Annotated in this window: 16 protein-coding genes; 7 read left to right on the top strand and 9 right to left on the bottom strand. The window is 65.7% G+C overall.

Translation table 11 applies throughout. From position 1 onward, the window contains the following. The 5 genes from C7449_RS15840 to C7449_RS22125 all read right to left on the bottom strand — a co-directional run bounded on the left by C7449_RS15840 (position 1) and on the right by C7449_RS22125 (position 6,215). A complete protein-coding gene (locus C7449_RS15840; protein ID WP_108003858.1) occupies positions 1-1,794 on the bottom strand; it encodes an ABC transporter ATP-binding protein in 1,794 nt (597 codons plus the stop codon). Positions 1,795-1,862: 68 nt separating this feature from the next. Then, positions 1,863-3,416 carry an ABC transporter substrate-binding protein gene (locus C7449_RS15845; protein WP_108003859.1) on the bottom strand — a complete coding sequence of 518 codons (1,554 nt, stop codon included), beginning with the start codon at positions 3,414-3,416 and terminating at the stop codon, positions 1,863-1,865. Positions 3,417-3,527: 111 nt separating this feature from the next. Next, positions 3,528-4,433: an ABC transporter permease gene (locus tag C7449_RS15850; protein WP_108003860.1), complete on the bottom strand. Its 906-nt coding sequence runs from the start codon at positions 4,431-4,433 to the stop codon at positions 3,528-3,530. Then, positions 4,430-5,353: an ABC transporter permease gene (locus C7449_RS15855; RefSeq protein ID WP_245414417.1), complete on the bottom strand. Its 924-nt coding sequence runs from the start codon at positions 5,351-5,353 to the stop codon at positions 4,430-4,432. Before C7449_RS15855 ends, C7449_RS15850 begins: the two co-directional genes overlap by 4 nt. Further along, positions 5,346-6,215 (bottom strand): metallophosphoesterase family protein, encoded by an 870-nt coding sequence (locus C7449_RS22125; protein ID WP_108003862.1) that lies wholly within the window; start codon positions 6,213-6,215, stop codon positions 5,346-5,348. Before C7449_RS22125 ends, C7449_RS15855 begins: the two co-directional genes overlap by 8 nt. Before the next feature lie 138 nt (positions 6,216-6,353). Here C7449_RS22125 and C7449_RS15865 point away from each other — a divergent pair, with 138 nt between their 5' ends. The 7 genes from C7449_RS15865 (at position 6,354) to arsK (ending at position 15,690) form a co-directional block, all read left to right on the top strand. Then, the gene (locus C7449_RS15865; protein ID WP_170115910.1) at positions 6,354-7,091 is read left to right on the top strand and encodes an HAD-IIA family hydrolase; all 738 of its coding nucleotides are present in this window, start codon (positions 6,354-6,356) and stop codon (positions 7,089-7,091) included. A gap of 45 nt (positions 7,092-7,136) precedes the next feature. Further along, a complete protein-coding gene (locus tag C7449_RS15870) occupies positions 7,137-8,018 on the top strand; it encodes a MurR/RpiR family transcriptional regulator (protein WP_245414418.1) in 882 nt (293 codons plus the stop codon). 149 nt (positions 8,019-8,167) lie between these two features. Then, positions 8,168-9,907: a SulP family inorganic anion transporter gene (locus C7449_RS15875; protein ID WP_108003864.1), complete on the top strand. Its 1,740-nt coding sequence runs from the start codon at positions 8,168-8,170 to the stop codon at positions 9,905-9,907. A gap of 3 nt (positions 9,908-9,910) precedes the next feature. Next, on the top strand, positions 9,911-10,528 hold the full coding sequence (locus C7449_RS15880; protein WP_108003865.1) for a ParB-like protein: 618 nt from the start codon (positions 9,911-9,913) through the stop codon (positions 10,526-10,528). A gap of 499 nt (positions 10,529-11,027) precedes the next feature. Further along, positions 11,028-12,764 carry an ABC transporter permease gene (locus C7449_RS15885; protein WP_108003866.1) on the top strand — a complete coding sequence of 579 codons (1,737 nt, stop codon included), beginning with the start codon at positions 11,028-11,030 and terminating at the stop codon, positions 12,762-12,764. Positions 12,765-12,807: 43 nt separating this feature from the next. Beyond that, a complete protein-coding gene (locus C7449_RS15890) occupies positions 12,808-14,115 on the top strand; it encodes an ABC transporter ATP-binding protein (protein WP_108003966.1) in 1,308 nt (435 codons plus the stop codon). A 372-nt stretch (positions 14,116-14,487) separates the two neighbouring features. Continuing rightward, complete coding sequence (gene arsK / locus C7449_RS15895; RefSeq protein ID WP_108003967.1) at positions 14,488-15,690, top strand: arsenite efflux MFS transporter ArsK; 1,203 nt, start codon at positions 14,488-14,490, stop codon at positions 15,688-15,690. Positions 15,691-15,766: 76 nt separating this feature from the next. Here the strand turns inward: arsK and arsC are convergent, their stop codons facing one another. The 4 genes from arsC to C7449_RS15915 form a co-directional block, all read right to left on the bottom strand. Further along, positions 15,767-16,192, bottom strand: coding sequence for an arsenate reductase (glutaredoxin) (arsC, locus tag C7449_RS15900; protein ID WP_108003867.1), 426 nt, complete (start codon positions 16,190-16,192; stop codon positions 15,767-15,769). Positions 16,193-16,194: 2 nt separating this feature from the next. Further along, entirely contained in the window at positions 16,195-16,893 is a 699-nt protein-coding gene (locus C7449_RS15905; RefSeq protein ID WP_108003868.1) for an aquaporin, read from the bottom strand. A gap of 3 nt (positions 16,894-16,896) precedes the next feature. Next, positions 16,897-17,250, bottom strand: a complete 354-nt coding sequence (locus C7449_RS15910; RefSeq protein WP_108003869.1) for an ArsR/SmtB family transcription factor — start codon at positions 17,248-17,250, stop codon at positions 16,897-16,899. A gap of 138 nt (positions 17,251-17,388) precedes the next feature. After that, positions 17,389-18,024: a DapH/DapD/GlmU-related protein gene (locus C7449_RS15915; RefSeq protein WP_108003870.1), complete on the bottom strand. Its 636-nt coding sequence runs from the start codon at positions 18,022-18,024 to the stop codon at positions 17,389-17,391. Positions 18,025-18,067 lie beyond the last annotated feature (43 nt).

An 18,067-nucleotide genomic window follows, 5' to 3' on the forward strand; every position in this document is an offset into this window, starting at 1 on the left:
TCAGTTCATCAGGACGAAATGGTCCGGGCCGACCCGGTCGTAGGCCGGAGCCTCGAAGGCATGGCCGATCGGATGGATGGGTGAAGGAAGCTGGCTCGCCGGCAGTGCTGCCGTGCGGCGCCTCGCCGGATCGGGATTGGGAACGGCCGACAGCAGTGTTCTTGTATAGTCATGGCGCGGGTCGCCGAACACGGACGCTCTCGGGCCGATCTCGACGATCCGTCCCAGGCACATCACCGCCACGCGGTGGCTCATGCGCTCGACCACCGCCATGTCGTGCGAAATGAAGAGATAGGAGAGCCCCAGCTCCTCCTGCAATTCGATCATCAGGTTGACGACCTGCGCCTGGATCGACACGTCGAGAGCCGATACCGGCTCGTCGGCGATGATGATCTTGGGCGACAGCGTCAGCGCCCGGGCGATGCAGAGCCGCTGGCGCTGCCCGCCGGAGAACTCGTGCGGATAGCGCTCCAGCTGCTCTTCGGACAGGCCCACGCGCTGGACCAGCGACACGACGCGATCGCGCAGCGCCGAGCCGGATTCGACGCCGTGGATGACGAGCGGTTCGGCAACTTGCTCGAAGGCGGTCAGGCGCGGGTCGAGCGCCGCATAGGGGTCCTGGAAGATGATCTGCATGTCGCGGCGCCGGGCGCGCAGCCTGTCCCTGCCCAGTGCCAGCACGTTCTCGCCCTCGAGCTCGACGGTACCCGAACTGGGCTCGACCAATCTGAGAATCGAGCGGCCGGTGGTAGATTTTCCGCAGCCCGATTCGCCCACCAGAGACAGGGTCTCCCCCTTGCCGAGGGTGAACGAGACGCCGTCGACGGCGTGGACGTTGGCCACGTGCCGCTTGAATGCCCCCTTGTGCACGGGAAAGCGCGTCACGAGATCGCGCACGGCCAGCAGCGGCTCGGGCGGGCTCGCACGCTCCGCGTCCGCCGTCTCGTCACCGAAGCGCCGCGGACCGGCAAACGGCTTCATGCTGCCAAGCCTGGGCACTGCGGCCAGCAGCCTCTTCGTGTAGGACTCGGATGGAGCCGCAAACAGGGCGGCCGTCGTGTTCTCCTCGACCTTGCGGCCGTGATGCATGACCACCACCCGGTCGGCGATCTCGGCGACCACGCCCATGTCGTGGGTGATGAACAGCACCGCCATTTCCGATTCGGCGGCGAGCTCGCGCAAGAGGTCGAGTATCTGCGCCTGGATGGTGACGTCGAGAGCGGTTGTCGGCTCGTCGGCGATCAGCAGGCGCGGTTCGCAGGCCAGCGCCATGGCGATGACGACGCGCTGGCGCATACCGCCCGACAGCTCGTGGGGATATTGAGCAAAGCGCCGCTCGGGTTCGGGAATGCGGACTCGCCTGAGCAGGTCGACCGCCTTCCGCGCCGCCTCGGCGGCATCGACCCGGCGATGCTGGCGGATCACCTCGGCGATCTGTTCGCCGACCGTGAACACCGGATTGAGGCTGGTCATCGGCTCCTGGAAGATCATCGCGATCTCGTCGCCGCGGACCTGCTGCATGGCTTTATCGGACAGTTGCGTCAGGTCGCAGCCGGTCCCGTCGCGGCGCCGGAAGCGGATGGCGCCGGCATCGATGCGCCCGCCGCTGAAGGCGGTCAGCCCGAGGATCGACATCGCCGTCACCGACTTGCCGGAGCCCGATTCGCCGACGATCGCGACACATTCGCCCGCGCCCACGGCAAAGGAGAGGTCATCGACGGCGATCAACTGGCCGCGCGAGGTCGCAAAGCTGATGCGCAGGTTCTCGACGCTGAGCAGCATGGGGGCGGTCATGGCAGGTTCCTCGGGGGGCGGACAAGGGTAGCCGCCGGCGAGTGAGCTCGCCGGCGGCCGATGGTGGATCACTTGTTGACGGTGATGGCGCCGGCGCGGAAATCGAGCACGTAGGGGATGTGGCCCGGCAGCGGCTTCCACTCGACGTTCTTGCTCAGGCCGTAGGATTCATACGGCTGATAGAGCAGCACGAACGGCGCCTCTTCCTTCACATAGGCCATGATCTCGGCGTAGGCGGCCTTGCGCTCCTCGACGTCGGTCGAATAGCGAAAGCGCTCCCACATGGCGCTATATTCTTCGCTCGGCTTCCAGGAGCCGGCGGTGATGCGAGCGCCGGTCGGGCTCCACATCGTGCCGTAGGAGCCGGCCGGGTCGGCGAAGTACATCGGGTTCGACCAGTTGCGGGTTTCCATGTCGGCGTCGTTGCCCGTCCACTTCGGATCGACGTTGAGGTTCAGCTCGACGCCGATCGCGCCCCACATCTCCTTGATCGCCTGAGCGGCGAGCAGGCCGTTGGTGTAGTAGACCGCGTCGGTGTCGAAGCGGATCGGCTTGCCGTCGTAGTTCGACTCGGCGATCAGCGCCTTGGCCTTCTCCAGGTCGTATTCGAACGTCTTCAGCTCAGGCATGTAGAGCGCGCCGTACTGCGGATAGGTGTGGGTCGAGGGAACCACCGCCTTGCCGAGCCACAGCGCCTCGTTGAGCAGGTCGCGGTCGATGGCGTGGCTTAGGGCCTGGCGCAGCTTCTTGTCGGCCAGCCGCGGGTTCTCGGTGTTGAAGAACACCAGGTGGAACAGCGGGGTGACGTTGCCCTCGACCTTGAGCGCCGGATTGGACTCGATGGTCGCCAGCTGGTCCGGCGGCACGTTGGTGATGATGTCGACCTCGCCGTTGGCGAGCGCGGTCAGGCGCGTCGCCATCTCGGCAATGCGGCGCAGTTCGACGCGCTCGAGCGGGGCGGCCTCGCCGTAGTGCTCGGCGAACTTTTCGTAGACGACCGTCTCGCCCGGCTGGAAGGCGGTGATGCGGTAGGGACCGGTGCCGACCGGCTTCAGGCCGAAGGCCTCGAAGTCGGATAGCTCGGCGACCTGCGGGTCACCGGTCAGGCCCATCACGTAGGCCTTCGGGATGATGTAGCCCTGCTGGGCGTTGAGCAGGGTCTCGAACAGCGGCTCGGGCTTGAAGGTGGTGAAGCGAACCGTCTTGGCATCGATTGCCTCGACCTTCTCGAAGTTGGAGAAGAACTGCTTCTTGATCGAGCCGAACTCCGGGGTGACCTCGTCGATGATGCGGTGGAAGGTGAACACCACGTCGTCGGCGGTCATCGTGGTGCCGTCGTGGAACTTGACGTCGTCGCGCAGCGTGACGACCATTTCGGTCGGAGAGGTCTGCTCCCACTTGGTGGCCAGGCCCGGCTTGAAGGTCGGGGTGGGCTGCGAGTAATCCTTCTGGATCAGTGGGTCGAAGGCGTTGACCTGCACCTGCGAGCCGGAGTTGGAGTGATCCTTGCCCGGGTCGACATAGGCGGGCAGGTTCTGCGTCGCGACGACCAGGTTGGCGGCCATGGCCGAGGTCGAGGCCAGGAGGGTCGCCGCGAGCGACAAGAGAAACTTGGATTTCATGTCTAAAGGTCCTTTTCTTGCAGAGTCATCCCGTCCGGCCGGGAGGGAGGAGCCGGCCGAGCGCTGGATAGGTGAAGTTCGGGGGAGCCGGCGGCCGGGACCGCCGGGGCGTTACTTGAGCTTGACGTCGAGCGCGTCGCGCAGCCAGTCGCCGATCAGCAGCACCAGGAGCGAGACGAACATGATGACGAGCGACGGCACCACCGCGATCCAGGGGCTCGAGGCCAGATAGTCACGCCCCAGCCCGACCATCGAGCCGAGCGTTGCGGTCGGCGGCTGGACGCCGAGGCCGAGGAAGGACAGCGAGGATTCGAGCAGGATCACCGCCGAAAACGTCATCGTCCACACGACGATGATCGCCGAGGCGACGTTCGGCAGCACATGCTTGAAGAGGATGCGGCCGTGCGGCGCGCCCGCGGCGATCGCCGCCTCCACGAAGGGCTGGCGCGAGACCGAGAGCACCTGCGCCCGAACGATCCGCGCGTAGACTTCCCACCCGGACACGCCAATCACGGCGATCAGCACCGGCAGCGAATTGCCGAAGACGGCAACGACGAGGAGCGCGATCAGCGTGAAGGGCACGGCGATCTGGATGTCGACCAGCGCCATGATCGCACTGCCGAGCCGGCCGCGGGCATAGCCGGCGATAACGCCGAGCGTGACGCCGATCACCAGGCTGATGAGGCTGCCGACCAGCGCGATCAGCATGGTAAGCTGCAGTCCATGGAGCGTACGCGAGAGCAGGTCGCGGCCGAGCTGGTCGGTCCCCAGCGGATGCGCCGGCATCGCCCGGTCGAAGCCGACCGGCGGGCGCAGCCGCGCCAGCAGCGACTGTTCGTCCGGATGGAACGGCGCCAGCAGCGGCCCGACCAGCGTGACCAGCAGAACCACTGCAAAGAGCGACAGGTACAGCCGCGCCGGCCTGTCGGCCCTCTGCCAGAGCCGGGCGAACCCGGTGGAGCGCCGTTGGGTGGAGCGCCCCTTGGGATGGGTCACGGGAGAGACGAGATCGGTCATGATGCTGTCACCTTCACGCGGGGATCGATCAGGACGTAGAGCAGGTCGACGACAAGCGAGACGGTCACCACCAGCGTAGCGATGAGGATCACGCCGAACTGCAGCACCGGATAGTCGCGACCGATGGCGGCGAACACGACGAGGTCGCCGATGCCCTTCGTGGCGAACACGGCCTCCACCAACACGCAGCGCGCCACCATGCCGGCGACTTGCAGCCCGATGACGGTGACCACGGGGATGGCGGCGTTGCGCAGCGCATGCTTGCCGATCACCAGATGTTCGGGCAGCCCCTTGGCACGTGCGGTGCGCAGGTAGTCCTGGCTCATCACGTCCAGGAGGGCATTGCGTGAAAAGCGGATGATCTCGGCCAGCATCGGCGCCGCCAGCACGATCGCCGGCATCAGCAGATGCAGCGGCGTCGCCGAACCCGAACTGGGCAGCCAGTGCAGCTTGAACGAGAACACCAGGATCATCACGATGGCGAGCACGAAATTGGGCGTCGCATAGCCGAGGAAGGCGACGCCCATGATCGCCGCGCCGATGGCGTTCTTGCGCTGCAGGGCCGCGGCGACGCCAAGCGGCAGCCCGACGACGACCGACAGCACCAGCGCATAGAAAAAAAGCTCCAGTGTATTGGGCAGGCGCTCGGCGTAGATCGCGGTCACCGGGCGGCGCTCATAGAGGCTCAGCCCCATGTCGCCCTGGAAGAGCCCGGCGATGAAGTTGCCGAACTGCACCAACAGCGGCTGGTCCAGCCCGAACCGGGCGACCATCGCCGCCTGGGTTTCGGGGTCAATGCCCGGCGGCAGCAGATAGTCCATCGCATTGCCGGACAGGCGGGTGGCGAAGAACACCGCGGTGACGACCACCAGCAAGGTCGCCGCGGCACCGAAGATGCGCCTGGCGAGGAAATCAAGCACCGGCCGCCTCCAGCTCCGGAGCGGTGGCCCGCGCCTCGAGCGTCTCGAGCGGCCGCATCCACGGACGCACGCCCGAGGCGCGGAACGGCAGCCTCGCGTGGAACGGGTCCTCGCCATGGACGGTGATCGAGAACTGGCCGTTGCCGATTTCGAGATCGGCGTAAGCGCCGGCCGGTTCGGGCATGGTGGTGAAACGCTCGCTCATCGATTGCACGGTGACGTGCTGGATGCCGCGGACATTGGTCACCGTGTTCCAGTGCACATGGCCGGAAAGCCACAGCGCCGCGCGCCCGGTGGCCTCGACAGCCTCCCGCACCAGCGCGTGATCCGGATAGGTCGAATGCAGGGGAGTGCGCTGGAAATAATAGTTGCCGATCTGGGAATGCCCCGACAGCGGCACATGGGTGGCGATGATGGCGGGGCGCTCGTCCTCCATCAGCGCATCGACCAGCCAGCCGAGGCCCGGGGCGGCCGCCGGAAAGCCGGTCTGCCGGCTGAGCTGGACGCCGGGCTGCCACACCAGCAGTCGCGTCTCGCCCAGGTCGACGACCCGGCTTTGCATCGACTGTCCGAAGATCGCCTCGTTGTCCGCCACCGAAAGGTTAACGACGTCGTGATTGCCCATCACGTGAACGCGCGGGCCGTCATAGCCGGCAAACGCCGCCGCCACTTCCGAGGCGACGCGATAGTCGTTGTCGTGGCTGGTATCGGAGATGTGGTCGCCCAGGTCCAGCACCAGATCGACCTTCTCGGCCCGGGCCCGCTGAAGGAACCGCTCCAGCACCGGCAGCCCGTCCCAGCCCGGCTTCTTCGTGTGGGACTGCGGCCCGTGATGGATGTCGGTGACGATGGCGATCTTCATGGCGGCCCCTGGTGGAAGCGGTGGTCGCCGCAGAGATAGCGCCGGTCTATGACACTACGATGAAAAGGTCTCAGTCATAATTTTATTGACATTGAGCTTGTCTCAATCCAAGTTCCGCGCCCGAAGAGGAATACCGACTTGTCTGAACCTGACCTCGATGCCGACGGCTATCTCATTGATCTGGATGGAACGCTGATCGCGGGCCGGAGCGTGCTTCCGGATGCGCTCTGGCTGCTGGAACAGGTGCGCGGCCGGTTCGTCATCGTGTCGAACAATGCCGAGCACACGCCCCACCAGTTGGCCCGCGCGCTGCGTGCCATGGGCTTGGGTGTCGCCCAGGAGCAACTGCTGCTGGCCGGAACGGCTGCCATCGATACGATCGCTGCGGAATATCCCGGAGCTTCGGTTCTGCTCCTGGCGAGCGCATCGCTGCGAACCTATGCCCGCCGCAGCGGACTTCGCCTCGATCAGCCGCGGCCCGATATCGTGCTCGTGGCCCGGGATCGCCATTTCTCCTATGCACGGCTGGCCGAGGCCGCCGACGCGCTCAGCGACGGGGCCCGCTTCGTCGTGGCCGCACCCGATCGCAACCACCCGGGCGCAAACGGCAAGCCGGTGCCGGAAACGGGCGCGCTTGCCGCGGCGATCCTCGCCTGCGTCGGGCCGATCCCGCACCGGGTGATCGGCAAGCCGGAGCCGGCATTGTTCGAGATGGGCTGCGCGCGGCTCGGGATTGCCGCCCAAAACGCACTGATGATCGGCGACAACCCGGAGACCGACGGGCTCGGATCGAAGCGGATCGGCATGCGTTTCCTGCAGGTGGAGCGCGGCCTGATCCGCACTGCGAAATCGCACCTCCGGTACGCCGCGGGTTAACGGCGGCTGGCGCGGGAGCCGGCACAGTAGATGGGGAGGACAGGAATGGCTATGGACCGCGAGAAGCTCGACCCGGGGCAGGGCGTTGCCGGCGTGCTCGACAGGATCAGGGCGATCCGTCGCGATCTGCCGCCGACGGCGGGCCGCATCGCCGATTTCATCACCGACCATGCGGCCGAGGTCGTCCACATGTCGGTGACGGAAGTCGCCGAGCGGGCGGAGGCGAGCGAGGGCAGCGTCATCGGGCTATGCCAGCTGCTCGGGGCGCGCGGCTTCCAGCAGGTGAAGATCTCGCTGGCCAGGGACCTGGTGCAACCGGTCCAGTTCATCCACGAGGACCTCGCACCCGACGACGCCGTCGCGACGGTGATCGAAAAGGTTTTCCGCTCCGACATGCAGGCGCTGCAGGATACGCAAAAGGCGCTGGACGTCGAGGCCATGGCGCAGGCGGTGGCTGCGATCCGCAAGGCGCGACGCGTGGAAGTCTTCGGCATCGGCAGCGCCGCCACCATCGCCGAGGACATGAACTATCGCCTGCTGCGCATCGGCGTCGAGTCACGGGCCAGTGTCGACAGCCACGTCCAGGCGATCACGGCATCGCTGGCCGATCCGTCGGTCGCGGTGATCACCATCTCCCATTCCGGCAGCACGGTCGAGACGCTGACCGCGACGCGGCTGGCCAAGGCGGCCGGCGCCACCACTATCGCCATCACCAACTTCGGCAAATCGCCGCTGCTGGCCCATGTCGACATCGTGCTTAACACGCTGGCGCGCGAGACCCAGTTCCGCACCGAGGCGATGACGAGCCGCATCGCCCAGCTCGCCATCGTCGACGCGCTGATCGCCTGCCTTGCGCTCGCCGACTACGAGCGTTCGGTCGCCACCATCGGCAAGACCTTCGAGGTGCTTTCGGCAAAACGCGTGTAGCGTCCGCCTCGGGCACTTTCCTCCTTGGGGCGCAGCGTCCCCGACCCAAAGCGATGATGAACGGCCTTGCGCATTTCCTTCGCACGATTGCCGCGCTAGATTTTCACGACGTTAGGTAGCCCTGGGGCCAGCGGAAAGGTCGTGCGCGCATGCAGCAGGCACGGAACGGCCAGAAGGACGCGCAGGGGCCACTGCCTCTGCTGTTTGCCTCCCTGCGCGGCTGGAGCGGCAAGGATTTGGGCGGCGATGCGCTTGCCGGCCTGACCCTGGCGGCCATTGCCATACCCGAGCAGATGGCGACCGCCCGCCTCGGCGATCTCTCCCCGCAAGCCGGCTTCCTCGCCTTCATGGCAGGCGCCGTGGCCTTCGCGCTGTTCGGGGCGAGCCGCAGCATGTCGGTGGGGGCGGATTCCACAATCGCCCCGATTTTCGCGGCCGGTCTGGTGCTTCTGGCACAGTCTGGCTCGCCGCATTACGCCGCGCTGGCGGCGTTACTGGCACTGATGGTGGGCGCGACCGTGGCCGTGGCCGGCCTGCTGCGGTTCGGCTGGATCGCCGATCTGCTTTCCGTACCGGTCACGGCCGGCTTCCTCGCCGGCATCTCGGTTCACATCGTCGTCTCGCAACTGCCGGCACTGCTTGGCCTTCCCTCGGCAAGCGGCAACGTCTTCCAACGTCTCGCCGCGGTCCATTCAGGTTTTGGCGAGATCAACCTCTACAGTGCCGCAATCGGCATCGGCGTGTTCGCGGTGATCGTGGTCTGCGAGCGTATCAGCGCTCACATCCCCGGCGCGCTCGTCGCGCTGGCGGCGAGCTCGCTGGCCGTCGTCATCTTCGGCTTGCCCGGGCGCGGCGTCGCGGTTCTCGGCACCCTGCCGGCGGCCGTTCCCGGCCTGCATCTGCCCGCCGTGACGTTCGACGACATGCGCACGCTGGTGCCGCTGACGCTGCTCGTCGCGATCGTCGTCATGGTCCAGACGGCAGCCACCACGCGCTCCTTCGCCAGCGCCAATGGTTCGGGCGACGACGTCAACCGCGATTTCGTCGGCGTCGGCGCGGGAAACCTGATCTGTGGCTTGGTCGGCGCCTTCCCCATCAATGCCAGCCCGCCGCGCACCGCCATCGTCGTCGAGACGGGCGGCCGATCACAGGTCGCCAGCCTGGTTGCCGCTGTGATCGTGCTGGCGCTGGTGCTGTTCGGTGCCGGCCTTTTGAAGAACGTCCCGCAGTCGGCGCTCGCCGGCGTGCTGTTTTTCGTGGCGATGCGCATATTGCGCTGGCAGACCTTTGCGGCGACGCTGCGCCAGGCGCCCACCGAGTTCCTGCTGGTCGCTGCCACCGCGCTTGCCATCGTGGCGCTGCCGATCGAGATCGGCGTCGCCATCGGCATCGGCCTGTCGCTGCTGCATGGTGTGTGGACCATAACGCAGGCGGGGATGATCGAGTTCGAGCACGTGCCGGGCACTTCCATCTGGTGGCCGCCGAATGGAGAGCCGGCGGGCGAGCGCGTCGAAGGCGTGCTGGTGGTGGCGTTCCAGGCGCCGCTGTCCTTCGTCAATGCCGGACGCTTCGGCCGGGATTTCCGCGCGATGGTGGCGGCGCGCGCGGGCAGCCTGAATCACGTCATCTTCGAGGCCAGCAGCGTTATCGACATCGACTACACGGCGGCGCAGACGCTTTGCGAGGTCATCGCTTATTGCCGCGACGCCGGGATCACCTTCTCGATCGCCCGGCTTGAATCGGTCAGGGCGCAAGCGGCGCTGGCGCGGTTCGGCATCGCCGCCCAGCTGGGCCACGCCCGGGTCTTCCGGAGCGTCGACGAGGCTGTCCGCGCATTGACGGGCGGGCCCGGTGTCGCCGCTTCGTCCTCCAGCAACGAAAAGGCATGAGCCATGCCCAGGAACGTCCTTCCGATACTGCACACCGTTTCCGTCGGCGACCTGCGCCCGACCCAGATCACGGTGGGGCTGCGTGAGGTGGCGCTGAAGCGCAGGGACCTGCGTGCGATGAGTGCCGGCAAGACGGGGATGTTCCTCGCCAGGCATTCTCTCCCCGCCGTGATCGGTCCGAAAGGGCGCTACCACATCGTGGACCACCATCACCTGGCGCTCGCCCTGCGAAAGGAGGGCATCAAACAGGTGCTGGTCACGGTGATCTGCGATCTGTCGGTGCTGGACAAGGACGCCTTCCTCACCGTGCTGGACAACCGGGCCTGGATGCACCCATTCGACGCTTCCGGCACGCGGCGCTCCTACCGAGACGTGCCGAAGAGCCTTGAGGATCTCGCCGACGATCCCTATCGGAGCCTTGCCGGCGAGGTAAGGCGGCGCGGCGGCTATGCCAAGGTCGACACGCCGTTCACCGAGTTCCTGTGGGCGGACTTTTTCCGCCGCAAGATCGACTCCGACGACCTGAAGGACAATTTCGAAAAGGCGGCCGAGCTGGCGCTGCTGCTGGCGCGGCAGAAATCGGCCGACTACCTGCCGGGATGGAGCGGTCCGGAGACTTGAACGCGGGTCGACCCCGCGACCGCGCAGTTGCTGCGCCATCCCGTACCCCGGCGCAGATCTCTCTCGATCATCAGTTTGACGACCCGAGCCCGGATCGAAACATCCCTCGCCAAGACCGGTTCGTCGATAACAAACGGTCTTGGCCGCAAGGCAGAAAACCGGCTTGACTATGGGCTGGTGCGGATCACAATCCACAACGCCGACGTGAGGTGTCGACGGTAATGAGGATAGCTCCTTCGATGGACGGTTCCAGTAGTCGATCCAGCATGAGCCTGCCAGCAGCGACGCCGCGGCGCTGACCTATCGGGTCCGTTTCCCTCGTCCCCGCCGACAGGCGCGATCAGCGAGGTAAACCATGCGGGCGCCCATTTTCCGCATTCGCCAGCCTGCCTTGTCCCGCCACCGCGGGGACCGAATAGGACGCTAACGGCGCCTTCGGGCGGACGTCGCCGGCTGCAGACCCGCGGCATCTTTTTCTTCGGCAAGAAGGGGTCTCGACATGACCATGCATCATCCGGCCATGGAGGCCGTGCATCGTCGACGGTACGTTCCCAACCTCTGGGACGCCCTCGCTTTCGGCCTGGTGTTTGCGGGTCTCATCATCCTCGTGCACGGCGGGCGCGAGACACTGGCTCCGCTTGCCTCGCTCGAACGATCTCCAGTCTCGCTCGATCCAGCGAAGCTGCCCGAATACGCGCTGCGAACCACGATGCGGATGTTGGCGGCAATCATCGCATCGCTCGTCTTCACCTTCGCCTACGGCGCGCTCGCGGCCAAGAGCCGGCGTGCCGAAATGGTATTGGTCCCGCTCCTCGACATCCTCCAATCGGTGCCTGTGCTGGGATTTCTCTCCTTCACCGTGCTCGGCTTCATGGCGCTGTTTCCCGGCCAGGTGGTCGGCGTCGAACTGGCGGCGATCTTTGCCATCTTCACCAGTCAGGCCTGGAACATGACGTTCAGCTTCTACCAGTCGCTGAAGACCGTTCCAGGCGACCTCGACGAGGTGTCGCGTGCCTTCCGTCTCTCCGGATGGCAGCGCTTCTGGCGTCTTGAAGTGCCGTTTTCGATGCCGGGCCTCGTATGGAACACCATGATGTCGATGTCGGGTGGCTGGTTCTTCGTCGTCGCTTCCGAGGCGATCTCGGTCGGCAACACGACGATCACGCTGCCGGGCATCGGCGCCTATGTCGCGCTCGCGATCGAGCAGCGCAACCTTGCCGCCGTCGGCTGGGCCGTGGCAGCCATGCTAGCCGTCATCTTGATCTACGACCAACTCCTGTTCCGGCCACTCGTCGCCTGGAGCGACAAATTCCGCGTCGAGCAATCGGCGGGCGGCTCGGCGCCCCGCTCGTGGCTGCTCGACGCCGCGCGTCGGACACGGCTGCTCCAGATCGTGCTGGCGCCCGTGGGCGACCTGCTTGGCCGCGTGCCGCAGCAGCGCCTGCAACTTTCGCCCGCTCTGCCGAACAAGGCCCGCAAGCTATGGAGGGGCGCCTGGGCCGATCGTGCCTGGAGCGTCCTCGTGGTCGTCGTCTCGGTTTACGCGCTGTGGCTGATTGCAAGCTTCGTCGCGACCGAACTCGCCTGGCCGGAAGTCGCAAAAGTGCTCGGCCTCGGCGTCATTACGATGCTCCGCGTCGTCGTACTGATGGCGCTTGCGACCGTGATCTGGGTGCCTGCCGGGGTATGGATCGGACTCCGGCCGCGCGTGGCCGAACGCGTGCAGCCGCTGGCCCAGTTCCTCGCCGCTTTCCCGGCGAACATCGTCTTTCCTTTCGCCGTCGTCGCCATTGTCCGGCTCGGGCTCAGTCCCGACGTCTGTCTGTCGCCGCTGATGGTGCTCGGAACGCAGTGGTACATCCTCTTCAACGTCATCGCCGGCGCAAGTGCTTTCCCCAATGACCTGAAGGAGGCGGCCAGCACCTTCCGCATCCGCGGCTGGAGCTGGTGGCGCAAGGTCATCCTTCCGGGGATTTTTCCCTACTACGTCACCGGCGCCATAACCGCGAGCGGTGGCTCCTGGAATGCTTCGATCGTCGCCGAGGTCGCAAGCTGGGGCGGCACGAGGCTAACCGCCCACGGGCTCGGCGCCTACATCGCCCAGGCGACCGAGGCCGGGGACTATCCGCGCGTCGTCCTTGGCGTCGCTGTCATGTCGCTGTTCGTCATTGTCTTCAACCGGCTGCTCTGGCGTCCGCTCTATGCCTTCGCCGGCCGCCGTATGCGTCTCGATTGAGGTTCACATGGCCACGTTCGACCTCCCCAAGACCACTGCCGCCATGGCGGGCGTGCCCCTCGTCGATCTCGCCGGCGTCTGCAAGGTCTACCACAAGCAGGACAATCTGGATCTGGTCGTGCTCGAAGATGTTTCGCTGACGATCCGGGAAGGCGAGATCGTCGGCCTGCTCGGACGCTCCGGCTCCGGCAAGTCGACGCTGCTGCGCATCATCGCCGGGCTGATCCGGCCATCGAGCGGCAGTGTCCACTGGCGTGGCCAGCCGGTCTCCGGTCCGAGCGAGGGGGTGGCGATGGTATTCCAGAGCTTTGCGCTTTTTCCCTGGCTCACCGTGCTGGAGAACGTCGAGGTGGGCCTTGAAGCGATCGGCGTTCCGGCAGTCGAACGCCGGCGACGGGCCCTCGAGGCGATCGACCTGATCGGCCTCGATGGCTTCGAAAGCGCCTATCCTAAGGAGCTGTCGGGCGGGATGCGCCAGCGCGTCGGCTTTGCCCGGGCGCTCGTCGTCCATCCCCGGCTGATGCTGATGGACGAGCCGTTCTCGGCGCTCGACGTGCTGACCGCGGAGACGCTGCGCACCGACCTGATCGATCTGTGGATGGAGGGACGGCTGCCGATCAAGTCGATCCTGATGGTGACTCACAACATCGAGGAGGCGGTGCTGATGTGCGACCGCCTGCTGATCTTCTCCTCCAATCCGGGACAGGTGGCGAGCGAGGTGAGGATCGATCTGGATCATCCGCGCAGCCGTGCCGATCCGGCATTCCGGCAACTCGTGGACGAGATCTACGGGCGCATGACGCAGCGAGCTCCGGCGGAGAAGATGGAGAAGCGCGTGAGCGAAGGCCTTCCGGGAACCGGGATCGGCATGGCGTTGCCGCACCTGTCGACGAACGTCCTCGCCGGCCTGATGGAGGCGCTGGCGGCCCGGCCCTATGACGGCCGGGCGGATCTGCCTGACCTTGCCGCGACGCTGCAGATGGAAGCCGACGAGATCTTCCCGATGGTCGAGACGCTGCAACTCCTGCGCTTTGCCGAGATGGCGGACGGCGATGTCCAATTGACGGAGCTCGGGCGCCACTTCGTGAATTCCGACGTCGACGCCCGCAAGCGCCTCTTTGCCGAGCATCTCCTCGCCTATGTGCCGCTTGCTGCGCTTATCAGACGCGTGCTCGACGAGCGCTCGAGCCATCTCGCTCCGTTCACACGGTTCTCGGAAGAGCTCGAGGACTTCATGTCCGAGGACCGCGCCGAGGAGACGATGCGCGCAATCATCTCCTGGGGGCGCTATGCGGAGCTGTTCGGTTACGACGAGCAGGCGAAGCAGTTCAACCTCGAAAACCCGACGTGAGATGAAGTACCCGCCCGTGCGGGTGGGCTACTGGGAACACGACTTCGAGAAGTTCTTGTCCGGAGCAGGCTCTCTCCGAGCAAATACGTCAGGGATCAGAACACTTGATCATGTCAGGTCGTCGTGCCATGGCAGCCGGGTCCGTCTGACGTGCCTTTTCCACCCGAACGATCTGGAGAGGGCCGGTTTGACCGTGAAACGGTGGGAGGCCCGTTTGTTTTTCTACAGTGGCAGGTACGCTGCTAGGCCCGGCATGAAGGGGTCGCTGATGTTCGGTTGCGGGGTCGGGAACTCAACCGAACGGGCGACATGCGACAAAGATCACATGTGCTGCTTGCCTGCTTCAATGACGGTCGAAGGCGCATGCCTGAGATGAAGCCCGCTATTCCGATGGCCACTGTCGCGGCGCTCGGTCTCACGCAGATCATCGGCTACGGCACGCTCTACTACAGCTTCAGCATCCTCGCGCCCGGCATGGCCGGCGACCTCGGTCTGAACGTCGAGCAGATATTCGGCATCTTCTCCGCTTCGCTGTTTGTGGGCGGCCTTTCGGCTCCCTTTGTCGGCGGCTGGATGGACCGGTTCGGGGCGGCGACGATCATGACCATCGGCTCGGCGATTTCGGCGCTAGCCCTGCTGCTGTGCGCCTGGTCTCCGTCGCTTGCGGTATTCGCTGCCTCCATCGTGTTCCTGGAGATTGCATCTGGCATGGTGCAATACCAGGCCGCCTTTGCGACGCTTGTGGAAAGCCGGCCAGCGGCGGCGGCGCGTAGCATCACCTGCCTGACGTTGATCGGCGGCTTCGCCTCGACGATCTTCTGGCCGATCGCCGCGGTCCTTGTCGAGCACCTGACCTGGCGCGAAATCTACACTGCCTACGCGGCACTGAACCTCTCCGTTTGCCTCCCGATTCACTACTGGATCATGCGGGGGCGAAGGTCCGGAGCAGGCGCATTCACCGGCCAGGAGCGCAAGGCGATCGTTGGCACGCTTCCTGCGGATCTCAGGCAACGCGGCATGGTTCTCGTGTCATTGGCGTTCGCGCTGCAGGGCTTCACGCTGTCGGCGATGCTGACGCACATGGTTCCGTTGCTGACAACGATCGGTTTCGGGACGGCTGCGGTGGTCATCGGGTCGCTGTTCGGCCCGGCGCAGGTCCTGAGCAGGCTCATCAACATGGCGTTCGGCGCGACCCTCTCGCCACCGAGGCTCGCCACGCTCGCGGCCGCACTGATCGCCGCAGCCGTCATCATTCTCGGCGCATCCGGAACGTGGCTGCCAGGGGCCGCAGCTTTCGCGATCTGCCTTGGCCTCGGATCGGGAATCAACAGCATTGCGCAGGGCTCGCTGCCGCTCTGGCTGTTCGGATCGGCGGGGTACGGAGCGATCACCGGCCGCATGACTGCCGCGCGGCTGGCAGCCGGCGCGATTGCGCCCTTCGCATTTTCGGTGCTGGTGGAGCGTTGCGGGACCAGCGTCGCGCTGATGGCCAATGCCTGCTTCGGAGCGCTGGGCATGGCAGCATTCGTCGCCGTGGCGGCGGCTGCGAAACGGGCCGCTGTCGCGACGTCATGAGGCGGCGTCCGACAGGCTTCAGCCTGTGCCGCTGCTTCTCCGGGTCTTACTTTCGGCGCTCGCCTTAGTGGTCGGATCACACAATGCGGCGGCCCTCTGCGTCGAGGACCTTCTCGCCATCTTCCTTCACAAACGGACCCTTGAATGCGTCAGCGGGCAGGATGTCGAGAACCGCCTCGGATGGCCGCGCCAGCCGGGTGCCGATCGGGGTGACGACGAACGGCCGGTTGATCAGGATCGGGTGCTCGAGCATGGCGGTGAGGAGTTGCTCGTCGGAGAGCGCCGGATCGTCCAGGCCGAGTTCCGCAAAGGGCGTTTCCTTCTGTCGGATCGCTTCGCGAACGGAGAGGCCGGCGTCGCGGATCATCTTCGCGAGTTCCTGGCGGCTCGGCGGCGTCTTCAGGTACTCGATGACCTTCGGTTCGATGCCGGCGTGGCGGATCAGGGCCAGGGTGTTGCGCGAGGTTCCGCAGGCGGGATTGTGGTAGATGGTGGCGTCCATGGTCATTCGGCTCCTCTGACGGTTATGGGTGAGGTTGAGGTGCCTCGGTCGGCGAACATCCATCCCACGACAGCCGTGGCGACCAGTGCGCCTGAGACTTCGGCGATGATGAAGCCCGGCACGTCTGTGGGGCGGATGCCCGAAAAGGTGTTCGAGAAGGCACGGGCGATGGCGACGGCGGGGTTCGCGAACGAGGTCGACGCCGTGAACCAGTAGGCCGCCGTGATGTAGAGGCCGACCAGCCAGGGTATCGTGTCGGCGCGGAACCGCAGCCCCGCGAGGATCGTGAGAACGAGCCCGAAGGTGGCAACCGCCTCGGCGATCCACTGGCCCGTCCCGGTGCGAACACTTTCCGAGAGCTGAAGAACGGGTAGCGCAAACATGGCATGGGCGATCAGCGTGCCGGCTATGCCACCGGCAATCTGCGCAAGGACGTAGAGTGCTGCCGCCGGTGGCTCGATCTCCCGCCGCGCCGCAAACACCATTGTAACTGCCGGATTGAAATGCGCACCGGAGATAGGTCCGAAAATGGTGATCAGCACGACAAGGATCGCACCGGTCGGAATGGTGTTGCCGAGCAGCGAGACCGCCGCGTCGTCAGAGAGGCGATCGGCCATGATGCCGGCACCGACGACTGTCGCGACAAGGATGGCCGTGCCCAGGGCTTCGGCTGCAAGGCGGCGCTTGAGATCGAATCCCATGCTTCAACCAGCTTTCGGAATGGGGGCGCAGCAGGGGGCCAGGTCGGAGATCAACGGCGCGCAGAGAGTGACGTTGCCGCCGCAGCAGTCCTGCAGGAGGTAGAGCATCACGGCGCGGAACCGATCGAGGTCGACGCGGTAGATGATCATGCGGCTTTGCCGCGCTCCGCGGACAAGACCCGCTTGTGAAAGCGTTGCGAGGTGCGCCGACATGGTGTTCTGCGGCACGTCGACGAGCCTGGCCAACTCGCCTGCCGCCACGCCTTCTGGCTCGCGTTCGACCAGCAGCCGGAACGTCCTCAGGCGCGTCGCCTGCGCAAGGGCCGCCAAGGCCGCGATCGTTTGTTGTTCATCCACATATCCAGAATATCGGATATTTTCGACAGGTCAATGACGGCGTAGGGCAGGGGCGCACAAAAGGAGGCGCCCGCTGAACCACTTCAATCATGGTCGGCACGGACGTCCAGCAGCTTCCAGCGACGGCTGTGGGCTGGATCAGGCAGCTGCTTCCCATGCGGCGCAGAACTCTTCGATATTGGAGCTCTGGAACGCCTCGAGCCGCTGCAAGATCGTTTCGAAGGGCCAATCCCACCAGGCGATCTGCGCCAGCCGTCGAGCGATGTCCCGGGGAAAGCGCTCCCGGATCATCCTCGCCGGCACGCCGCCGACGATCGTATAGGGAGCGACGTCACGGGACACAACCGCCCCTGCGGCCAGCACCGCGCCGTCTCCGACCGTGACCCCGGGCAGCACGATCACGCCATGGCCAATCCAGACGTCGTGGCCGATCGTCACGACCGCAGCACGCCGATCGGCAAAGAACCGTTCGTCCCGCACTGCCTCGGCGCTGTAATATTCGGGGCAATAGGTGAAGCGGTGTAGCGACGGGCGGTCCATGGGATGGTTGGGCGCGCCGATGCGTACCGATGCAGCGATCGCGCAGAACTTGCCGATGTGGGCATCGGCCACCATGCAGTTCGGGCCGAGATAGCTGAAGTCGCCCAGTGTGCTGTACTCGACGCGCGTACGCTCCAGGACCTCGCAACGGCTGCCGATTGCTGTTTCGCGTAAGGCTGCCGTCGGGTCGATGAAGGTCTCGGCGATTTTCGGGCGCTTGCGATTGTCGTCCATTGTTCTCACTTTGATTCCGCCGTCGAGGCGGGTTGATGTCTGC

The organism is Mycoplana dimorpha, from assembly GCF_003046475.1.
Classification (GTDB): Bacteria; Pseudomonadota; Alphaproteobacteria; order Rhizobiales; family Rhizobiaceae; genus Mycoplana; species Mycoplana dimorpha.

What these genes read in the sequence shown, in the direction of transcription:
- C7449_RS15875 (WP_108003864.1), top strand. Translation starts at nt 8,168, where the DNA reads ATGCAGCAGGCACGGAACGGCCAGAAGGACGCGCAGGGGCCACTGCCT.
- arsC (WP_108003867.1), bottom strand. Translation starts at nt 16,192, where the DNA reads ATGGACGCCACCATCTACCACAATCCCGCCTGCGGAACCTCGCGCAAC.
- C7449_RS15915 (WP_108003870.1), bottom strand. Translation starts at nt 18,024, where the DNA reads ATGGACGACAATCGCAAGCGCCCGAAAATCGCCGAGACCTTCATCGAC.
- C7449_RS15885 (WP_108003866.1), top strand. Translation starts at nt 11,028, where the DNA reads ATGACCATGCATCATCCGGCCATGGAGGCCGTGCATCGTCGACGGTAC.
- C7449_RS22125 (WP_108003862.1), bottom strand. Translation starts at nt 6,215, where the DNA reads ATGAAGATCGCCATCGTCACCGACATCCATCACGGGCCGCAGTCCCAC.
- C7449_RS15880 (WP_108003865.1), top strand. Translation starts at nt 9,911, where the DNA reads ATGCCCAGGAACGTCCTTCCGATACTGCACACCGTTTCCGTCGGCGAC.
- arsK (WP_108003967.1), top strand. Translation starts at nt 14,488, where the DNA reads ATGAAGCCCGCTATTCCGATGGCCACTGTCGCGGCGCTCGGTCTCACG.
- C7449_RS15870 (WP_245414418.1), top strand. Translation starts at nt 7,137, where the DNA reads ATGGCTATGGACCGCGAGAAGCTCGACCCGGGGCAGGGCGTTGCCGGC.
- C7449_RS15845 (WP_108003859.1), bottom strand. Translation starts at nt 3,416, where the DNA reads ATGAAATCCAAGTTTCTCTTGTCGCTCGCGGCGACCCTCCTGGCCTCG.
- C7449_RS15905 (WP_108003868.1), bottom strand. Translation starts at nt 16,893, where the DNA reads ATGGGATTCGATCTCAAGCGCCGCCTTGCAGCCGAAGCCCTGGGCACG.
- C7449_RS15850 (WP_108003860.1), bottom strand. Translation starts at nt 4,433, where the DNA reads ATGACCGATCTCGTCTCTCCCGTGACCCATCCCAAGGGGCGCTCCACC.
- C7449_RS15840 (WP_108003858.1), bottom strand. Translation starts at nt 1,794, where the DNA reads ATGACCGCCCCCATGCTGCTCAGCGTCGAGAACCTGCGCATCAGCTTT.
- C7449_RS15890 (WP_108003966.1), top strand. Translation starts at nt 12,808, where the DNA reads ATGGCGGGCGTGCCCCTCGTCGATCTCGCCGGCGTCTGCAAGGTCTAC.